Annotated in this window: 11 protein-coding genes; 3 read left to right on the top strand and 8 right to left on the bottom strand. The window is 58.5% G+C overall.

What is annotated here, in order from left to right; genetic code table 11:
• Positions 1-20: 20 nt before the first annotated feature.
• Positions 21-1,298 (top strand): EmrA/EmrK family multidrug efflux transporter periplasmic adaptor subunit, encoded by a 1,278-nt coding sequence (locus GH656_RS06420; RefSeq protein ID WP_153075108.1) that lies wholly within the window; start codon positions 21-23, stop codon positions 1,296-1,298.
• 35 nt (positions 1,299-1,333) lie between these two features.
• A complete protein-coding gene (locus GH656_RS06415) occupies positions 1,334-2,905 on the top strand; it encodes a DHA2 family efflux MFS transporter permease subunit (protein ID WP_153075107.1) in 1,572 nt (523 codons plus the stop codon).
• A 151-nt stretch (positions 2,906-3,056) separates the two neighbouring features.
• On the opposite strand, the gene truB is transcribed toward GH656_RS06415, so the two are convergent.
• From truB to GH656_RS06375, 8 genes are all read right to left on the bottom strand, one after another.
• Positions 3,057-3,992, bottom strand: a complete 936-nt coding sequence (gene truB, locus GH656_RS06410; protein WP_153075106.1) for a tRNA pseudouridine(55) synthase TruB — start codon at positions 3,990-3,992, stop codon at positions 3,057-3,059.
• A gap of 60 nt (positions 3,993-4,052) precedes the next feature.
• Positions 4,053-4,418, bottom strand: a complete 366-nt coding sequence (rbfA, locus tag GH656_RS06405; RefSeq protein ID WP_153075105.1) for a 30S ribosome-binding factor RbfA — start codon at positions 4,416-4,418, stop codon at positions 4,053-4,055.
• Between the two features lie 138 nt (positions 4,419-4,556).
• Entirely contained in the window at positions 4,557-7,466 is a 2,910-nt protein-coding gene (gene infB, locus GH656_RS06400; protein ID WP_153075104.1) for a translation initiation factor IF-2, read from the bottom strand.
• A gap of 96 nt (positions 7,467-7,562) precedes the next feature.
• The gene (gene nusA, locus GH656_RS06395) at positions 7,563-9,038 is read right to left on the bottom strand and encodes a transcription termination factor NusA (protein ID WP_153075103.1); all 1,476 of its coding nucleotides are present in this window, start codon (positions 9,036-9,038) and stop codon (positions 7,563-7,565) included.
• A complete protein-coding gene (rimP, locus tag GH656_RS06390) occupies positions 9,035-9,493 on the bottom strand; it encodes a ribosome maturation factor RimP (protein WP_153075102.1) in 459 nt (152 codons plus the stop codon). Before rimP ends, nusA begins: the two co-directional genes overlap by 4 nt.
• Before the next feature lie 418 nt (positions 9,494-9,911).
• Complete coding sequence (gene rluB / locus GH656_RS06385; RefSeq protein WP_153076584.1) at positions 9,912-11,735, bottom strand: 23S rRNA pseudouridine(2605) synthase RluB; 1,824 nt, start codon at positions 11,733-11,735, stop codon at positions 9,912-9,914.
• 60 nt (positions 11,736-11,795) lie between these two features.
• Complete coding sequence (gene scpB, locus GH656_RS18035; protein WP_246184217.1) at positions 11,796-12,734, bottom strand: SMC-Scp complex subunit ScpB; 939 nt, start codon at positions 12,732-12,734, stop codon at positions 11,796-11,798.
• A gap of 271 nt (positions 12,735-13,005) precedes the next feature.
• Positions 13,006-13,896 carry a LysR family transcriptional regulator gene (locus tag GH656_RS06375; protein WP_153075101.1) on the bottom strand — a complete coding sequence of 297 codons (891 nt, stop codon included), beginning with the start codon at positions 13,894-13,896 and terminating at the stop codon, positions 13,006-13,008.
• A 411-nt stretch (positions 13,897-14,307) separates the two neighbouring features.
• Here GH656_RS06375 and GH656_RS06370 point away from each other — a divergent pair, with 411 nt between their 5' ends.
• Entirely contained in the window at positions 14,308-14,709 is a 402-nt protein-coding gene (locus tag GH656_RS06370) for a transposase (RefSeq protein ID WP_153075100.1), read from the top strand.
• The last annotated feature ends 64 nt before the right edge of the window (positions 14,710-14,773 follow it).

Here is a 14,773-nt window from a genome sequence, read left to right as displayed (position 1 = left end):
AAAGAACTCGGAGCACATCCATGAGCACCCCTTCACAGCCCACTGCCAGCACGCCAACGGCAAATAACGGCAAACGCCGGCGCATGATGACGCTGCTTGCCATCGTGATCCTGATCGTTGCCGTGATCTATGGCCTGTATTACTTCCTCGTCGCACGCTTTCACGAAGAAACCGATGACGCCTACGTCAACGGCAATGTAGTGCAGATCACACCGCAAGTCACAGGCACCGTCATCGCGGTGAATGCCGACGATACGCAAACGGTCAAGGCCGGAGATCCGCTGGTGAAGCTCGATCCAGCCGATGCCCGCGTGGCGCTGGAGCAAGCCGAAGCCAACCTCGCACAAACCGTCCGCCAGGTGCGTGGCCTGTTCGCCGACGACAACCAGTATCAAGCTCAGATGGCGGTGCGCCAGGCTGATCTGTCGCGGGCCCAGGACGATTTGCGCCGGCGCATGACCGTGGCCCAGACCGGCGCGGTGTCGCAAGAAGAAATCTCCCATGCGCGCGATGCCGTGCGCAGCGCCCAGGCCGCACTCGACGCCGCACGCCAGCAACTCGCGTCAAATCGCGCGCTGACAGCGAACACCACCATCACCAGCCATCCCAACGTGCAGGCGGCTGCCGCCAAGGTGCGCGACGCCTATCTGGCCCATGCGCGCAATACCTTGCCAGCGCCGGTCACGGGCTATGTGGCGAAACGCTCGGTGCAAGTTGGCCAGCGTGTCGCTCCGGGCAACCCGCTGATGGCGATCGTGCCGTTGAACGCCGTCTGGGTTGATGCCAATTTCAAAGAAGTCCAGCTCAAGCACATGCGGATTGGTCAGCCGGTCGAACTCACGGCGGACGTCTATGGCTCATCGGTGAAATATCAGGGCAAGGTGGTGGGTTTCTCAGCAGGCACTGGCTCGGCGTTCTCACTGCTGCCCGCACAGAACGCGACCGGTAACTGGATCAAGGTGGTCCAGCGCTTGCCCGTGCGCATTGCGCTTGACCCTAAACAGCTGGAACAGCATCCGCTCCGGATAGGCCTGTCCATGCAAGCCGATGTCAACATCAAGGACAGCGAAGGCGGCCAGCTTGGTGACGCGCCAAACACGGTGTATCAAACCAGCGTATTCGACCAGTACGGCCATGAAGCCGATGCCGAAATCGCCCGTGTGATCGCGGCCAATGCAGGAACGAATGTCAGTGCAGGTGCTACGGCAACTGCGCCACAGGCAGCCCAGGGCGCCTCAGGCAGCAACCGGCAAAAACCATCCGCGGCCCATGACACCCATGCCGCCGCCATGATGTAAGCCCCTGCACCACCCGAATTAACGCAAGGTTTTTTATGGCTCAGGCTCAGGCGCAAACAGCGCTCCCTCACCCGCCACTGGAAGGTGCACAACTGGTGATCGGCACTATCGCGGTGTCGCTCGCGGTTTTCATGAATGTGCTGGACACATCCATTGCCAACGTCTCAATCCCGTCTATTTCAGGTGATCTGGGCGTCTCGGCAGATCAGGGGACGTGGGTCATTACCTCGTTCGCAGTCGCCAATGCAATCTCAGTACCGCTTACCGGCTGGCTCACGGATCGCATCGGCCAGGTCCGTCTGTTCATGGCGTCGATCATTTTGTTTGTGATTTCGTCGTGGTTATGCGGGCTCGCTCCGACACTGCCTTTTTTGCTCGCGGCGCGAGTGCTGCAAGGTGCGGTAGCCGGCCCGATGATTCCCCTGTCACAGACACTTTTGCTTGCCAGCTACCCCCGCGCGAAAGCGCCGATGGCCTTGTCGATGTGGTCCATGACCACGCTGATCGCACCGGTTGCGGGCCCCATTCTGGGTGGCTGGATCTCGGACAACATCTCATGGCCATGGATCTTCTACGTCAACATCCCGGTCGGCATCGCCGCGGCACTGGCCACCTGGGTCATCTTCCGCCACCGCGATTCAGTGAAAAAGAGAGCACCGATTGATGGCGTCGGCCTTGGCTTGCTGGTGGTCTGGGTGGGTGCACTGCAAATCATGCTGGACAAGGGCAAAGACCTCGACTGGTTCGCCTCGACCACGATCATTGTGCTTGGCGTGGTGGCCGCTATCGCGCTGGCGTTCTTCATCATTTGGGAGCTCACTGCAGAGCATCCGGTGGTTGACCTGTCGCTATTCAAGCAACGCAACTTCACCGGTGGCACGATCGCGCTCGCCGTCGGCTATGGCTTGTATTTCGGCAATCTGGTGCTGCTGCCGCTATGGCTGCAAACCAATATTGGTTACACCGCGACCGATGCCGGACTGATGCTTGCTCCCGTAGGCCTGTTCGCCATCATGTTGTCGCCGCTCACTGGAAAAATTCTGCCGCGCACCGATCCGCGCTTTATCGCCACGGCCTCGTTTCTGATTTTCGCGCTGTGCTTCTGGATGCGTTCGCGCTACACCACTGGGGTCGACGAATACGCGCTGATATTGCCCACCCTGATTCAGGGCATTGGCATGGCTGGGTTCTTTATTCCACTTGTGTCGATCACGCTTTCCGGGTTGCCTGGCAACCGGATTCCCGCAGCATCAGGGCTGTCGAACTTCGTGCGGATCATGTGTGGCGGGATTGGCACGTCGGTCTTTCAGACTGCCTGGGATCACCGGACCATCATGCATCACGCGCAATTGTCCGAGCAGGCCAGCGTCTATAACCCGGTGTTCAATCATTCGATACAGCAAATGAATAGCGTGGGCCTGAACCAGGCCGAGGCATATGGCCTGTTCAACAACATGGTGACGCAGCAGGCCGCGCAGTTAGGCGTAAATGACCTGTTCTATGTTTCGGCGGGCATTTTCGTCGCGCTGATTGCCTTGATCTGGATTACCAAGCCTGAGCGTTCATCAGGAGGCGATGCCGGAGCCGCTGCGGCAGCCGCGCACTGAGCGCGGGTTCTGATCCGGCGTGGCGGGTTCGGGGTAATGCTGTTGTTGTGCTATTTGCCAACGGCGTTGCCAATGCCGGATGCCAGAAAAAAGCCTGCGGTGCAAAAATTGCACCGCAGGCTTTTTGACAATCACGCGCAGAAACCTGGATTCACATCCCCGCAGTCACCACCAGCCGTTCTGGTGCAACAACGCCATCGCCCACCCTGGCCACGCCCAGCAAACGTCCTTCAGCGTTATAAATGCGAACCCGTGATGCGTTCACCGCGTCATCGGCCAGCGCAACCTCAGATACCTTCAAGCGCTGCCCATGCAAAAACCGGCGTGCAGCCTCGTCATCCAGCCGCACAGCGGGAAATGTCGAAAGCAACGCATCCACCGGCTGCAACCAGGCATCGCGCTCGGCCTCGGTCACGGCCGACAGCGCATCCAGCGTCACTGCGTGTTCGAGCGTCAAAACCCCAACAGCCGTGCGGCGTAATCCCACCAGGTGAGCACCGCACCCGAGCACCTCGCCAAGATCCTCAGCCAGAGTCCGCACATAAGTCCCTTTGCTGCACACCACGCGAAAGCTCACATCCGGCAATGAACAGCTCAACAAATCGAGTGCATGGATTGTCACCTGACGCCCTTCGCGCTCAACGACCTGCCCCGCCCGGGCGTACTCGTATAAAGGCTTGCCATCGCGTTTGAGCGCCGAATACATCGGTGGCACCTGCACGATGTCACCCAGAAAACCGGCTAGTGCTTGTTCAATGGCTGGCAGGTCGCAGGTAACGGGACGGATTTCGCTTGGCTCGCCTTCGGCATCCCCTGTTGTGGTGCGAATGCCGAGGCGCATCGTCGCCTCATAGGTTTTGTCCGCTTCGAGCAAATCCTGCGAAAACTTGGTCGCTTCACCAAAACACAATGGCAGCAAACCCGTGGCCAGCGGATCAAGCGTGCCGGTATGGCCAGCTTTTTTGGCCTGATAAATACGTTTGGCCCGAATCAGCGCGTCGTTACTCGACAGACCAAGCGGCTTGTCGAGCAGCAGTACACCATCAAGCACGCGACGCGGCACGCGAGGACGCTGGGAAGAATTCATGTCAGAAACCATCGGGCAAAAAACAGGCGAACCAGCGAGTAAAGATGGACATGAGCAAGCTCAGTCGTCTTTCGCACGATTAGCGACCGCCTCGTCAATCAGGCGCGACATTTCTACTGCGCGCTCGATAGTCTGGTCGAAATGGAAATGCAGCGTCGGCACGGTATGGATATGCAAGCGCTTGAACAACAGGTTGTGCAGATGGCCCGCCGCATGATTCAGCGCGTCCTGGGTTTGCTGCGGGTCGCCCGTCAAGGTCGTGAAATAAACCTTGGCGTGCGCATAGTCGGGGGTCAGCTCGACACTTTGAAACGTCACGAGACCGATGCGCGGGTCTTTAACCTCGCGTAGCAGCTCCGACAGGTCACGTTGAATCTGGTCGGCAATTTGCACATTGCGGTTGGGGGAAGTACGTTTCTTGGCCATGGTGAATCCGTGATCCGGTGTCGTCCGGACAATCTGATAACAAAAGGGGCTGAGGCCGCAAGATGCCAGCTCAGCACAAAAACAAAGAGCGGAGCGGGCTTAAAACGCCCGCCCCGCTCCTGAAGCATCGCGCCTGAATTACAGCGAGCGCGCGACTTCGGTGACCTCGAACACTTCGAACTGGTCGCCTTCCTGAATCTCGTTAAAGTTCTTGACCGACATCCCGCACTCAAAGCCCTGACGCACTTCTTTCACGTCGTCCTTGAAGCGCTTGAGCGAATCAAGCTCACCGGTATGAATCACCACGTTATTACGCAGCACACGTACCGAAGAAGAACGTTTGACGAAGCCGTCCGTCACCATACAACCCGCGACAGCACCAATCTTCGGCACCTTGAAGACCTGACGAACCTCAACCATGCCGGTTATGATTTCGCGCTTCTCTGGTGCCAGCATGCCGGACATCGCCGCCTTCACTTCATCTACTGCGTCGTAAATGATGTTGTAGTAACGAATGTCGATGCCATTGGTTTCGGCCAGCTTACGCGCCTGTGCATCAGCACGGGTGTTAAAGCCAATGATGACCGCCTTGGACGCTGTAGCCAGATTCACATCGCTTTCGCTAATGCCACCCACCGCGCCATGCACGACCTGCACGCGAACTTCATCGGTGGAGAGTTTGAGCAAGGCCTGAACCAGCGCTTCCTGCGAACCCTGCACGTCTGCCTTGACGATGAGCGGCAGGTATTGCACCTCGCCTTCACCCATTTGCTCCAGCATGGTTTCGAGCTTGGCTGCCTGCTGCTTGGCCAGCTTGACATCGCGGAACTTGCCCTGGCGGAAAAGCGCGATTTCGCGTGCTTTGCGCTCGTCCGGCATGACGATGACTTCTTCGCCTGCGGCCGGAACTTCGGACAGCCCCTGAATTTCAACCGGAATCGACGGCCCAGCCGATTTGGCCGGCTTGCCTGTTTCATCGAGCATGGCACGCACGCGGCCATAAGCACTGCCTGCCAGCACAACATCGCCGCGATTGAGCGTACCCGACTGAACCAGGATCGTTGCTACCGGACCCTTACCCTTATCAAGCTTGGCTTCGATCACGAGGCCCTTGGCTGACGCCTCGACCGGTGCCTTCAGTTCAAGCACTTCGGCTTGCAGCAGAACTTGTTCGAGCAGGTCATCAATACCAGCACCCGTTTTTGCAGAGACCGGGACAAACGGCGAATCGCCACCGTACTCTTCCGGCACCACGCCTTCTGCGACCAGTTCCTGCTTCACCCGATCCAGGTTCGCATCGGGCTTGTCGATCTTGTTGATCGCCACGACCAGCGGCACACCACCCGCTTTCGCGTGGGCAATGGCTTCCTTGGTCTGCGGCATCACACCATCGTCAGCCGCCACCACCAGAATCACGATATCCGTCGCCTTGGCACCACGGGCACGCATTGCCGTAAAGGCTTCGTGACCTGGGGTGTCGAGGAACGTAATCACGCCACGCGGGGTTTCAACGTGATAAGCGCCAATATGCTGTGTAATCCCGCCGGCTTCACCTGCCGCAACCTTGGCCCGGCGCATGTAATCCAGCAGCGAGGTTTTACCGTGGTCAACGTGACCCATGACCGTGACAACCGGCGGCCGCGGCAACATTTCAGCATCGGTTGCTTCGCCTTCAACCAGCATTGTTTCCGGATCATCCAGCTTCGCTGCCACAGCATGGTGGCCCAGTTCTTCGACGATAATCATCGCCGTTTCCTGGTCGAGCATCTGGTTGATCGTCACCATCTGGCCCAGCTTCATCATCACCTTGATGACTTCTGAAGCCTTCACTGCCATCTTGTGTGCCAGATCGGCCACCGTAATGGTTTCAGGCACGTGTACTTCACGCACGATCGGTTCGGTCGGTGCCTGGAAGGTGGTGCTTGTATCCTGGTGCTTGCCGCGACCCTTCGGGCCACCGCGCCAGCCGCGATCAACGCCACCGCTGGTGTCGCCTCGCGTCTTGATACCACGGCGCTTTGCCGCATCATCTTGCCAACCGCCTTTACCCGCACCCGCCTTCTTTTTATCGCCAGCAGAAGGTGCTGACGATGGCGCAGGTGCTGCAGCCGCTTTTTTAGCCGCTGGACGGGCGGTGGTTTCACCAGCCGGCCGAGCCGGTTTATGCAACGTGCCTTTCGCTTCTGCTGCCTTGGCCGCCGCCTGTTCAACAGGCTTCGGCGCAGGTTCAGGGGCTTTTACCTGCGCTTTGCGCGGGGTATTCATCATGTCCCGGATAGCCCGGGCTTCGGCTTCAGCCGCTGCGCGCCGCTTGCTGACTTCTTCCTGTTCAGCACGCGTTTTCTGCGCAGCTTCACGTGCGGCATCTTCTGCTTTCTTCGCCGCTTCGCGTTGTGCCGCGCGCTCTTGCGCTGCACGCTCTTCGTCTCTCTCAGACGCTGCAGCAATATCAGCAGCAGGACTGGCCGCCTGCTCGACCGCGACTTTCTCACGTGCGCGCTCTTCAGCCGCCGCACGCTTTTGCGCTTCTTCTTCCTGACGCTGACGCTCTGCCTCAGCTGCCTGTTCGCGTGCCTGACGCTCAGCTTCTTCGCGCTCGAGGCGCTCTTGACGCTCTTTCAGTTCCTGAGCCTGCTTCTCAAGCACTTCAGCTTCGTGACGGGCCTGCTCTTCACGCCGCTGCAGCTCGAGATCGTCCGACACTTCCGCCGGTTGTTCTACTGCTTCTGCCCCTTGCTCGGCCGTTTCATCACGGCGGACGAAGGTGCGCTTCTTGCGCACCTCGACCTGAATGGTGCGAGCCTTGCCTGTTGCATCGGACTGCTTGATCTCCGATGTATGCCTACGTGTTAGCGTGATCTTGCGCTTGTCTGCATCATTTGAACCGTGCGACTTGCGCAAGTGATCAAGCAAACGCGCCTTGTCCGTCTCGGACAAGGCGTCGTCTTCACTTGCTTTCTGAACACCTGCTGCCTGCAGCTGCTCAAGCAGCACGCCAGCAGGCATTTTCAGTTCTGCGGCAAATTGGGCTACGTTGTTACTCGCCATTCATTCCTCTTAGAGCAAGGACCGATTCCTTGCGGTTAGCATCGGGGGTCATGCGGCCTGACGGCCGCGTTCAAGTCAGTGGATCATTATCATTTCTCACTGAAACCAGTGTTCACGGGCCTTCATAATCAACACCTTGGCGGCCTCCTCTTCCATTCCGGTCATTTCGACCAGTTCATCAACTGCCAGCTCAGCCAGATCATCACGGGTCTGAACCTGATGTTCAGCCAACCGGGCCAGCAAATCATCGTTCACACCGTCAAGACTCTTCAGGTCTAGCACAGCGTTCTCTACTTTTTCCTCGTTTGCAATTGCCATGGTCAGCAATGCGTCGCGCGAACGGTTACGCAGCTCATGCACCGTGTCTTCATCGAATGCCTCGATTTCAAGCATTTCGTTGAGCGGGACGTAGGCAATCTCTTCGAGGCTGGCAAAACCTTCGTCGATCAGAATGTCAGCCACTTCTTCATCGACATCCAGGCGAGCCATGAACAGATCGCGCAAGACACTGCGTTCCTGATTCTGCTTTTGCGCAGATTCGTCCGGCGTCATGATGTTGATCTGCCATCCGGTCAGGTCGCTTGCCAGACGCACGTTCTGGCCACTGCGGCCGATAGCGATGGCCAGTTCGGTTTCGTCCACAACGACGTCCATCGAATGTTTTTCTTCATCGACGACAATCGACTGAACGGCGGCCGGCGCGAGCGCGCCGATTACGAACTGGGCAGGATCTTCTGACCATAGCACGATGTCGACATTTTCGCCACCCAGCTCATTGCGCACAGCCTGCACCCGCGAGCCGCGAATGCCAACACAGGTGCCGATCGGGTCGATCCGCTTGTCATAGGCAACCACGCCAATTTTGGCCCGCACACCAGGATCGCGTGCTGCCGCCTTGATTTCGAGCAGGCCCTGCTCAATTTCTGGCACCTCCATCTCAAAGAGACGCATCAGAAATTCAGGCGCGGTACGCGACAATTCGATTTGTGGACCGCGGGCAGTCCGGTCAACCTTCGCAATATAAGCACGCACCCGGTCGCCAACGCGCAGGTTTTCTTTCGGAATCAACTGATCGCGTCGCAGCAGCGCCTCGACCCGGCCAGATTCAACGATGAAGTTACCTTTATCGAGCCGCTTGACCGACCCGGTCATGATGTTTTCACCACGCTCGAGAAAATCAGTCAGGATTTGCTCGCGCTCAGCATCACGCACTTTTTGCAAAATGACCTGCTTGGCTGCTTGCGCACCAATACGGCCAAATTCAATGGATGGCACCGGCTCTTCGAGGAAATCATCGATTTGCGCATCAGGCTTTTGCTCGACCGCTTCGAACAGCAGAATTTCCTGATCCGGCATCTGCAACCCTGCCTCATCCGGCACCACGCGCCAGCGGCGCCAAGTTTCGTGCTCACCGCTTTCGCGGTCGATATGCACACGGATATCAGCATCTTCTTCGAAGAGTTTTTTGGAAGCCGAAGCGAGAGCCGCTTCAAGGGCGGCAAAAACCACGTCCTTATCGACGTTCTTCTCGCGTGCCAGCGCATCCACCAGCATCAACACTTCGCGACTCATTGTTTGCGGCTCCTAAAGTCAACTTTTGGAATCAGGCGTGCTTTATCAATATCCGCGAGCGTGAAATCGAGCATCGCGGCGCCTTCCTTCCCTTCGAATTCCAGACCGATCGTGTCACCGTTGGGAGCATGCACAATACCCCGGTACGATTTACGCCCGTCCAATGGCTTTTTCAATGTAATAACAGCTTCGTTACCCGCAAAACGCTCGAAGTCAGCCAGCTTTTTCAGTGGGCGATCCAAGCCGGGGGACGACACTTCCATCCGTTCGTAATCGATATTTTCGACTGTCAGAACGTGCTGAAGCTGACGCGTTACTTTCTCGCAATCTTCGATTGCAATACCGGCCGGCTGGTCGATATAAATACACAGCATGCCGCGCCCGGTGCGCTCGATATCAACGAGCTCGTAACCGAGGCCTACGACTGTGGTTTCAATTAGTTCTGTCAGTTGCACTTTGCTGCCCCTACAAGATATTCGCGCGGCGAGCCTGCGGACACTTGCGGGCCGCACGCCGAGCTGGCACACGTTCCGTGCACACCAGGATGCCAAACCAAAACAGCAAAAAAAAATGGGCGAAACGCCCATCATCGTGTTGCTGGTGATTGCACCTGAATCGTACTTAAAAACCGTACCTGAATAAATAAAGTACCTGAATTAAACGGACGCCCAGCGACTTCGAGAGTGTAGCAATTTTTCAGGACAAACGCAAACAGGAAGCGGCCCGGCACGACAGGACATCGCGCCAGACAGCACCCTACCGCCAACGACTCCCAACCCGTCAGATTCCGGCAATGGCACTGGACTCAAACAAGCCAACCGCCGCCAGGAATCCGGGGCATTTGCTCTCTATGCTAGCGAGCCAGTCAAGCGCTTAACGGCCGCGCACACGATTGCGTGGTCCGCCACGATTTCCGCCTGCATTCGGGTTATTGCCGCCAGGCACCCGGCCCGGATTGCCGCCAGTCCGGTTAGCCGCACCACCCATCCCATTTCCAGGAGCACGGCTATTTCCGCCATTTCCTGGAGCACCGCCAGCACGCCGGGCACCACCAGATGGCACAGCACGATTGCCATCAACGTCGCGCCCGCCGTTACGGCCATCACCGCCCGCGAAACCGCTGCCCCGATTTGCCCCGCGGTTGCCATAACCACCGCCCATTCCCGAGCCGGAAGCATTACCACCGAAGCCAGCGCCCGCACCACCGCCACCATTACGGCGCCCCGCCCCCGGCCCTTGACCCTGGCCACGTGACTGCGAATCAAAACGGGCATGCGACATCAACACCGGTTCACGATGAATGAACCCCATCGAGGTTTGCATCGGATCTGGCTGCCGGCGCTCCTGCACTGAAGAGCGGCTGCCCTTTTCTTCAATCGTTGCCTTGAGCCCGACCGAGGCCATCAGACTGCGGACCTGATTGTCCTCCAGCTCTTCCCAGCGCCCACGCTTGAGTCCGCGCGGCAAGGTGATCGGGCCATGACGCGTGCGAATCAGCCGGCTCACCATCAGCCCAACTGCCTCGAACATCCGCCGCACCTCACGATTGCGCCCTTCGGCTAGCGCTACGTGATACCAGTGGTTAGTCCCTTCGCCACCGCCATCACGGATGCGCAGAAAGTTGGCCGGGCCGTCTTCCAGCTCGACACCATGCAATAACTTCTGCCGCGAGCCTTCTGTCAGTTCGCCAACGACGCGCACCGCATACTCGCGCTCCACGCTGTAGCGCGGGTGCATAAAACGATTGGCCAGATCACCCGAGGTCGTCAGCAACAACAATCCTTCCGTATTGAAATCGAGACGCCCAACCGCGAGCCATTTAGCCGTTTTCATCGGCGGTAACTTGTCAAATACCGACGGACGCCCCTCTGGATCCGCGTGACTTACGATTTCGCCAGTCGGCTTGTGGTACAGCAAAATGCGGGGAGGCTTGTTCTGCAGCTTCCGCTTCACGGGCTTGCCGTTGATCCGAACCTGATCGGTCGGCATGATGCGCTGCCCGATATGAGCAGGCTCACCATTGACCGACACGCGCCCAGCCACAATCAGCTCTTCCATTTCACGGCGCGAACCCATGCCCGCTTCTGCCAGAACCTTGTGCAACTTCGGCGCATCATCATCCGGCGATAAAACCCGTTTAGGCGGCTGAATACGGCCCTGGCGCAACATCGGTGCGCGCACACCGCCTGTCGTGCTGTTATCCGCATCAAACGCTGGCGAGCTCACATAGGAAAACAGATCATCCGGAATCGTATCTGGTTCAACCGCGTGACTCGCCTCATCACTACGCGCGCTCGCCGGGGGCCGTCCAGCATCACGCCCGGCACCACCTGGACCTCGCCGCGGCCCCTTTACACCACCACCGCCACTCCCATCGCCCCGTGAAAAACGTCCCTGACCCTGACTTTGGCCCTGCCCCTGACTCGCGCCCCGAGTTGGCATACCGCCACCTGGCGACGGGGATGACACCTGGGCACCGTCTACATTCTTCGTCTTGCCTGCGCGACGGCGCGCAATCAGGCTGCGCGGGCCGCGGCGCAGACCGCGGCGCGGACGCTCGGCATCATCCGCATCGGCATTAGGCGCTGACCGCTCGCTTTCGCCAGCCGCTGCTTGCGGCTTACGCGTTTCAGCAGCCGGCGCAGACGACGTGGCGCGCTCGGATTCGGACGAATCAGTATCGGGGGTATGTGTCAAAACAACCTCAAGTGTCGGGTCGCGCACGCCCGTTGCAGGCGCGGCAAAAGTTCAGTTATGTCAGGTATTTCGGGGTGGGATATCGCCAGAGGCTAGAGCATCTATCTCTGGCACAGCAGCGTTACTATTTTCTTCATGCCCGGCATGCGTAACCTCCACCGGCTCAAACACGGTCGTGGCAGCCGCCTCAGGATCTGATAAGGGCCTGGCGATCGCCACCTCGCCAGTTACAGACACCAGCGGTTCCTGCTCTGTCTCAGCGGGTATTGCAGCCGCAACAGCATCAACCGGTTGCTCTGCGTCGTGGTCCGGACGGTCTGGCGTTTGCGCAGACTCATCATCCGGCTCACCCGCCAGCAAAGAATCGGCGGCCTCCAGGGCACTTGCCCCCACCGTGCCAGCAGATACCAGCATGGCTTCGGCCACTGCTTCTGCTTCCGCGAATTCAATCGAGTGCTGTCCCAGCAGATCAGCATTCAGTTGCGCAGAGGGATCATCCAGCGGCGGCAGGCCATCAAGCGCTTTCAGACCCAGATCATCGAGAAATTGCCGTGTTGTCGCATACAGCGCCGGACGCCCGGGCACATCCCGATGGCCAATGACTTCAATCCAGTTCCGGTCTTCAAGTTGCTTAACCACCTGCGTATTGACGGTCACGCCACGAATTTCTTCAATATCACCGCGTGTCACCGGCTGGCGGTAAGCAATGATTGCCAGTGTTTCAAGCACGGCGCGTGAGTATTTTGGTGGTTTTTCGGGATGCAACCGATCCAGATAAAAACGCATTTCAGGCTTGCTTTGAAAGCGCCAGCCTGAGGCCAGCGCAACCAGCTCGACACCGCGCCCAGCCCAGTCCTGCTTTAAGTCTTCGAGCAGCGTCCGGATGACGTCAGCCGAGACATCATCAGCGAAAAGCTTACGCAACTCAGCGAGCTTTAAAGGCTCCTGCGCACAGATCAAGGCAGTCTCGAGGACGATCTTCGCCTCTTGAGTATTCATGCAGCTTGGTCGACCCTGTGGTCAAAGAACCGGATCATACAGACGATAGGGAACTGAAGACGCGCTCGCCCGATTTTGATCGGTCATATTGATGGGAGCACGCACCGGGGGGTGGCGAAACAGAAAATCGAGCCAAACCCAGCCGGACGAAGCAGCAATGTTCCGCAAAGGAACCGCGTGACTGCGCGCCATCTTACGCAAAAAAAACGGAAGCGTAAAGCAAGATAAAGCACGGCATAAAACGGGCCGGACCGCTCATCGGCACCAGACTTCAGCTTGGCGGCGGCAATTGGCTGACCAGACTCCATACGGCCTGTGCAGCGGGTGATAACGAGCGGTCCTGACGCCGTACAAGCTCGACCGTTCGCTCCGCGCGTGGCACCAGCGGGCGGGCAACCAGCGCAGCGCCTGCAGGCAGCGGAAGCGCCAGCCATGGCAGCACGCTCAAGCCCACGCCCGCCTCCACCAGCGCAAACACCGTCGCGGAATGGCCCAGTTCCTGCACCACCTCCGCGTTGACCCCATGGGCGGCCAGAACAGCATCAATGATCGGCCGGCTACCTGACGCATGGCCCAGCATCACCAGCCGCTGCCCCGCGAGATCGCCCCAGGCGATTTCTGCCCGGGCAGCCAGCGGATGATCGACGCGCAGCACCAGACAAAATGAATCGCTCATGATTGACATGCTCAATAAGCCATCCGCGGCAAACGGCCCAACAACCACGCCGAAATCAACCTCTCCTGACTTGACCTGACGCACCACGTCACTTTGTACGTCATCGCGCAGCGTCAGTGTCACAAAAGGAAATTGCTGGCCGCACGCGGCAACGACCTGCGGCATCAAGCGGCAGGCAATGGTTGGGCTCGCGGCAACCATCACCCGGCCTCGCCGCTGCTCACCAATTTCACGAATTTCAAACAATGCGTCATCCAGCTCTGCCAACAAGCGCGTCACGCTTGCCACCAAATTGGCACCGGCGTCCGTGAGCACTACCTCGCGCCGCCCCCGGTCCACCAGCCGAAGCCCAAGCTCCGTCTCCAGCTCAAGAATGGAGCGGCTGACGGCGGACTGCGACAGGCCAATTTCAGCGCCAGCCCGACTAAAGCTTTTCACGCGCGCTACTTCAATAAAGATGCGCAACTGGCGCAGCGTCACATTCATGAAAATTCCTTATCAATGAGAAAACCTCATGCCCATTGTAAAGTTTTGACTCCCGTCGAAGATGCTTGTCGTGTTATCGCGGTCATTCATTCGGTAATCGAGCACAGCGCGCACCTTGCACACTTGAATTGCACCGGATTGGTGATTGTCCTGATTTGCGAGATAGCTTTTTTGGATTCTTATACGCCTTGGGCTAGCGTCCACGCTAGCTTGATGCCACGGGGAACCGGAAAGCACCTGCCAGAATTTGGCACGATTCATGCTTTACGGTGCAGCAAGCGCAAATGACACAAGCAAATCGTTACCCGCCATTTGCTGTTGCAGATTTGCCCTGTCGGCATCTGGAGTCAGGTGCATAAGGAGTACGCGGCGTAAGGCGGCGTACTGAAGTTAGCTTCGCTGAGGTGAAACATGATGCTGTTCGACGATTTGAAAGACAACGAATGGATGCTGGTCGAAGCCCTTTTTTGCGCAGAACCCGCGCGAAACGAGCGCCGGGGGCGGCCTCGCGTAGAAGCCCGGGCAGTTGTCAACGCGGTGCTGTGGGTGCTTTCGACGGGCGAAGGCTGGTCCAAGCTGCCAGGCCGTTATCCATCACCGCCCACTTGCCGTCGTCGTTTCGACGAATGGCAAACCGACGGCACGCTTGCTGAAATCGTCCAGCGTCTTGGCACAGGGGGACGTGAGATTTCGTTACGTGGCCGCATCGGCGCTACCGCCTCCAAACCTCCGGCACCGCCCAGCCGCGACCGCATTCGCGGCGCGTTTTGGACCAATCCTGAATCATGGCGGGCACCCGCCAAAATGGCTTGATGCGTCCACGTGCATCAGACTGCCCTGCCGGCACCCAGGCAGGATAATGCGGCGAGCGGCCTGG

This window comes from Paraburkholderia bonniea (assembly GCF_009455625.1).
In the GTDB taxonomy this organism is placed as follows: domain Bacteria; phylum Pseudomonadota; class Gammaproteobacteria; order Burkholderiales; family Burkholderiaceae; genus Paraburkholderia; species Paraburkholderia bonniea.
Note: the sequence above shows the minus strand (reverse complement) of the source record. Positions and strands in the feature narration are given on the sequence as shown.

Coding starts and splice junctions, on each gene's coding strand:
- GH656_RS06420 (WP_153075108.1), top strand. CDS start 21: ATGAGCACCCCTTCACAGCCCACTGCCAGCACGCCAACGGCAAATAAC.
- GH656_RS06415 (WP_153075107.1), top strand. CDS start 1,334: ATGGCTCAGGCTCAGGCGCAAACAGCGCTCCCTCACCCGCCACTGGAA.
- truB (WP_153075106.1), bottom strand. CDS start 3,992: ATGAATTCTTCCCAGCGTCCTCGCGTGCCGCGTCGCGTGCTTGATGGT.
- rbfA (WP_153075105.1), bottom strand. CDS start 4,418: ATGGCCAAGAAACGTACTTCCCCCAACCGCAATGTGCAAATTGCCGAC.
- infB (WP_153075104.1), bottom strand. CDS start 7,466: ATGGCGAGTAACAACGTAGCCCAATTTGCCGCAGAACTGAAAATGCCT.
- nusA (WP_153075103.1), bottom strand. CDS start 9,038: ATGAGTCGCGAAGTGTTGATGCTGGTGGATGCGCTGGCACGCGAGAAG.
- scpB (WP_246184217.1), bottom strand. CDS start 12,734: ATGAATACTCAAGAGGCGAAGATCGTCCTCGAGACTGCCTTGATCTGT.
- GH656_RS06375 (WP_153075101.1), bottom strand. CDS start 13,896: ATGAATGTGACGCTGCGCCAGTTGCGCATCTTTATTGAAGTAGCGCGC.
- GH656_RS06370 (WP_153075100.1), top strand. CDS start 14,308: ATGATGCTGTTCGACGATTTGAAAGACAACGAATGGATGCTGGTCGAA.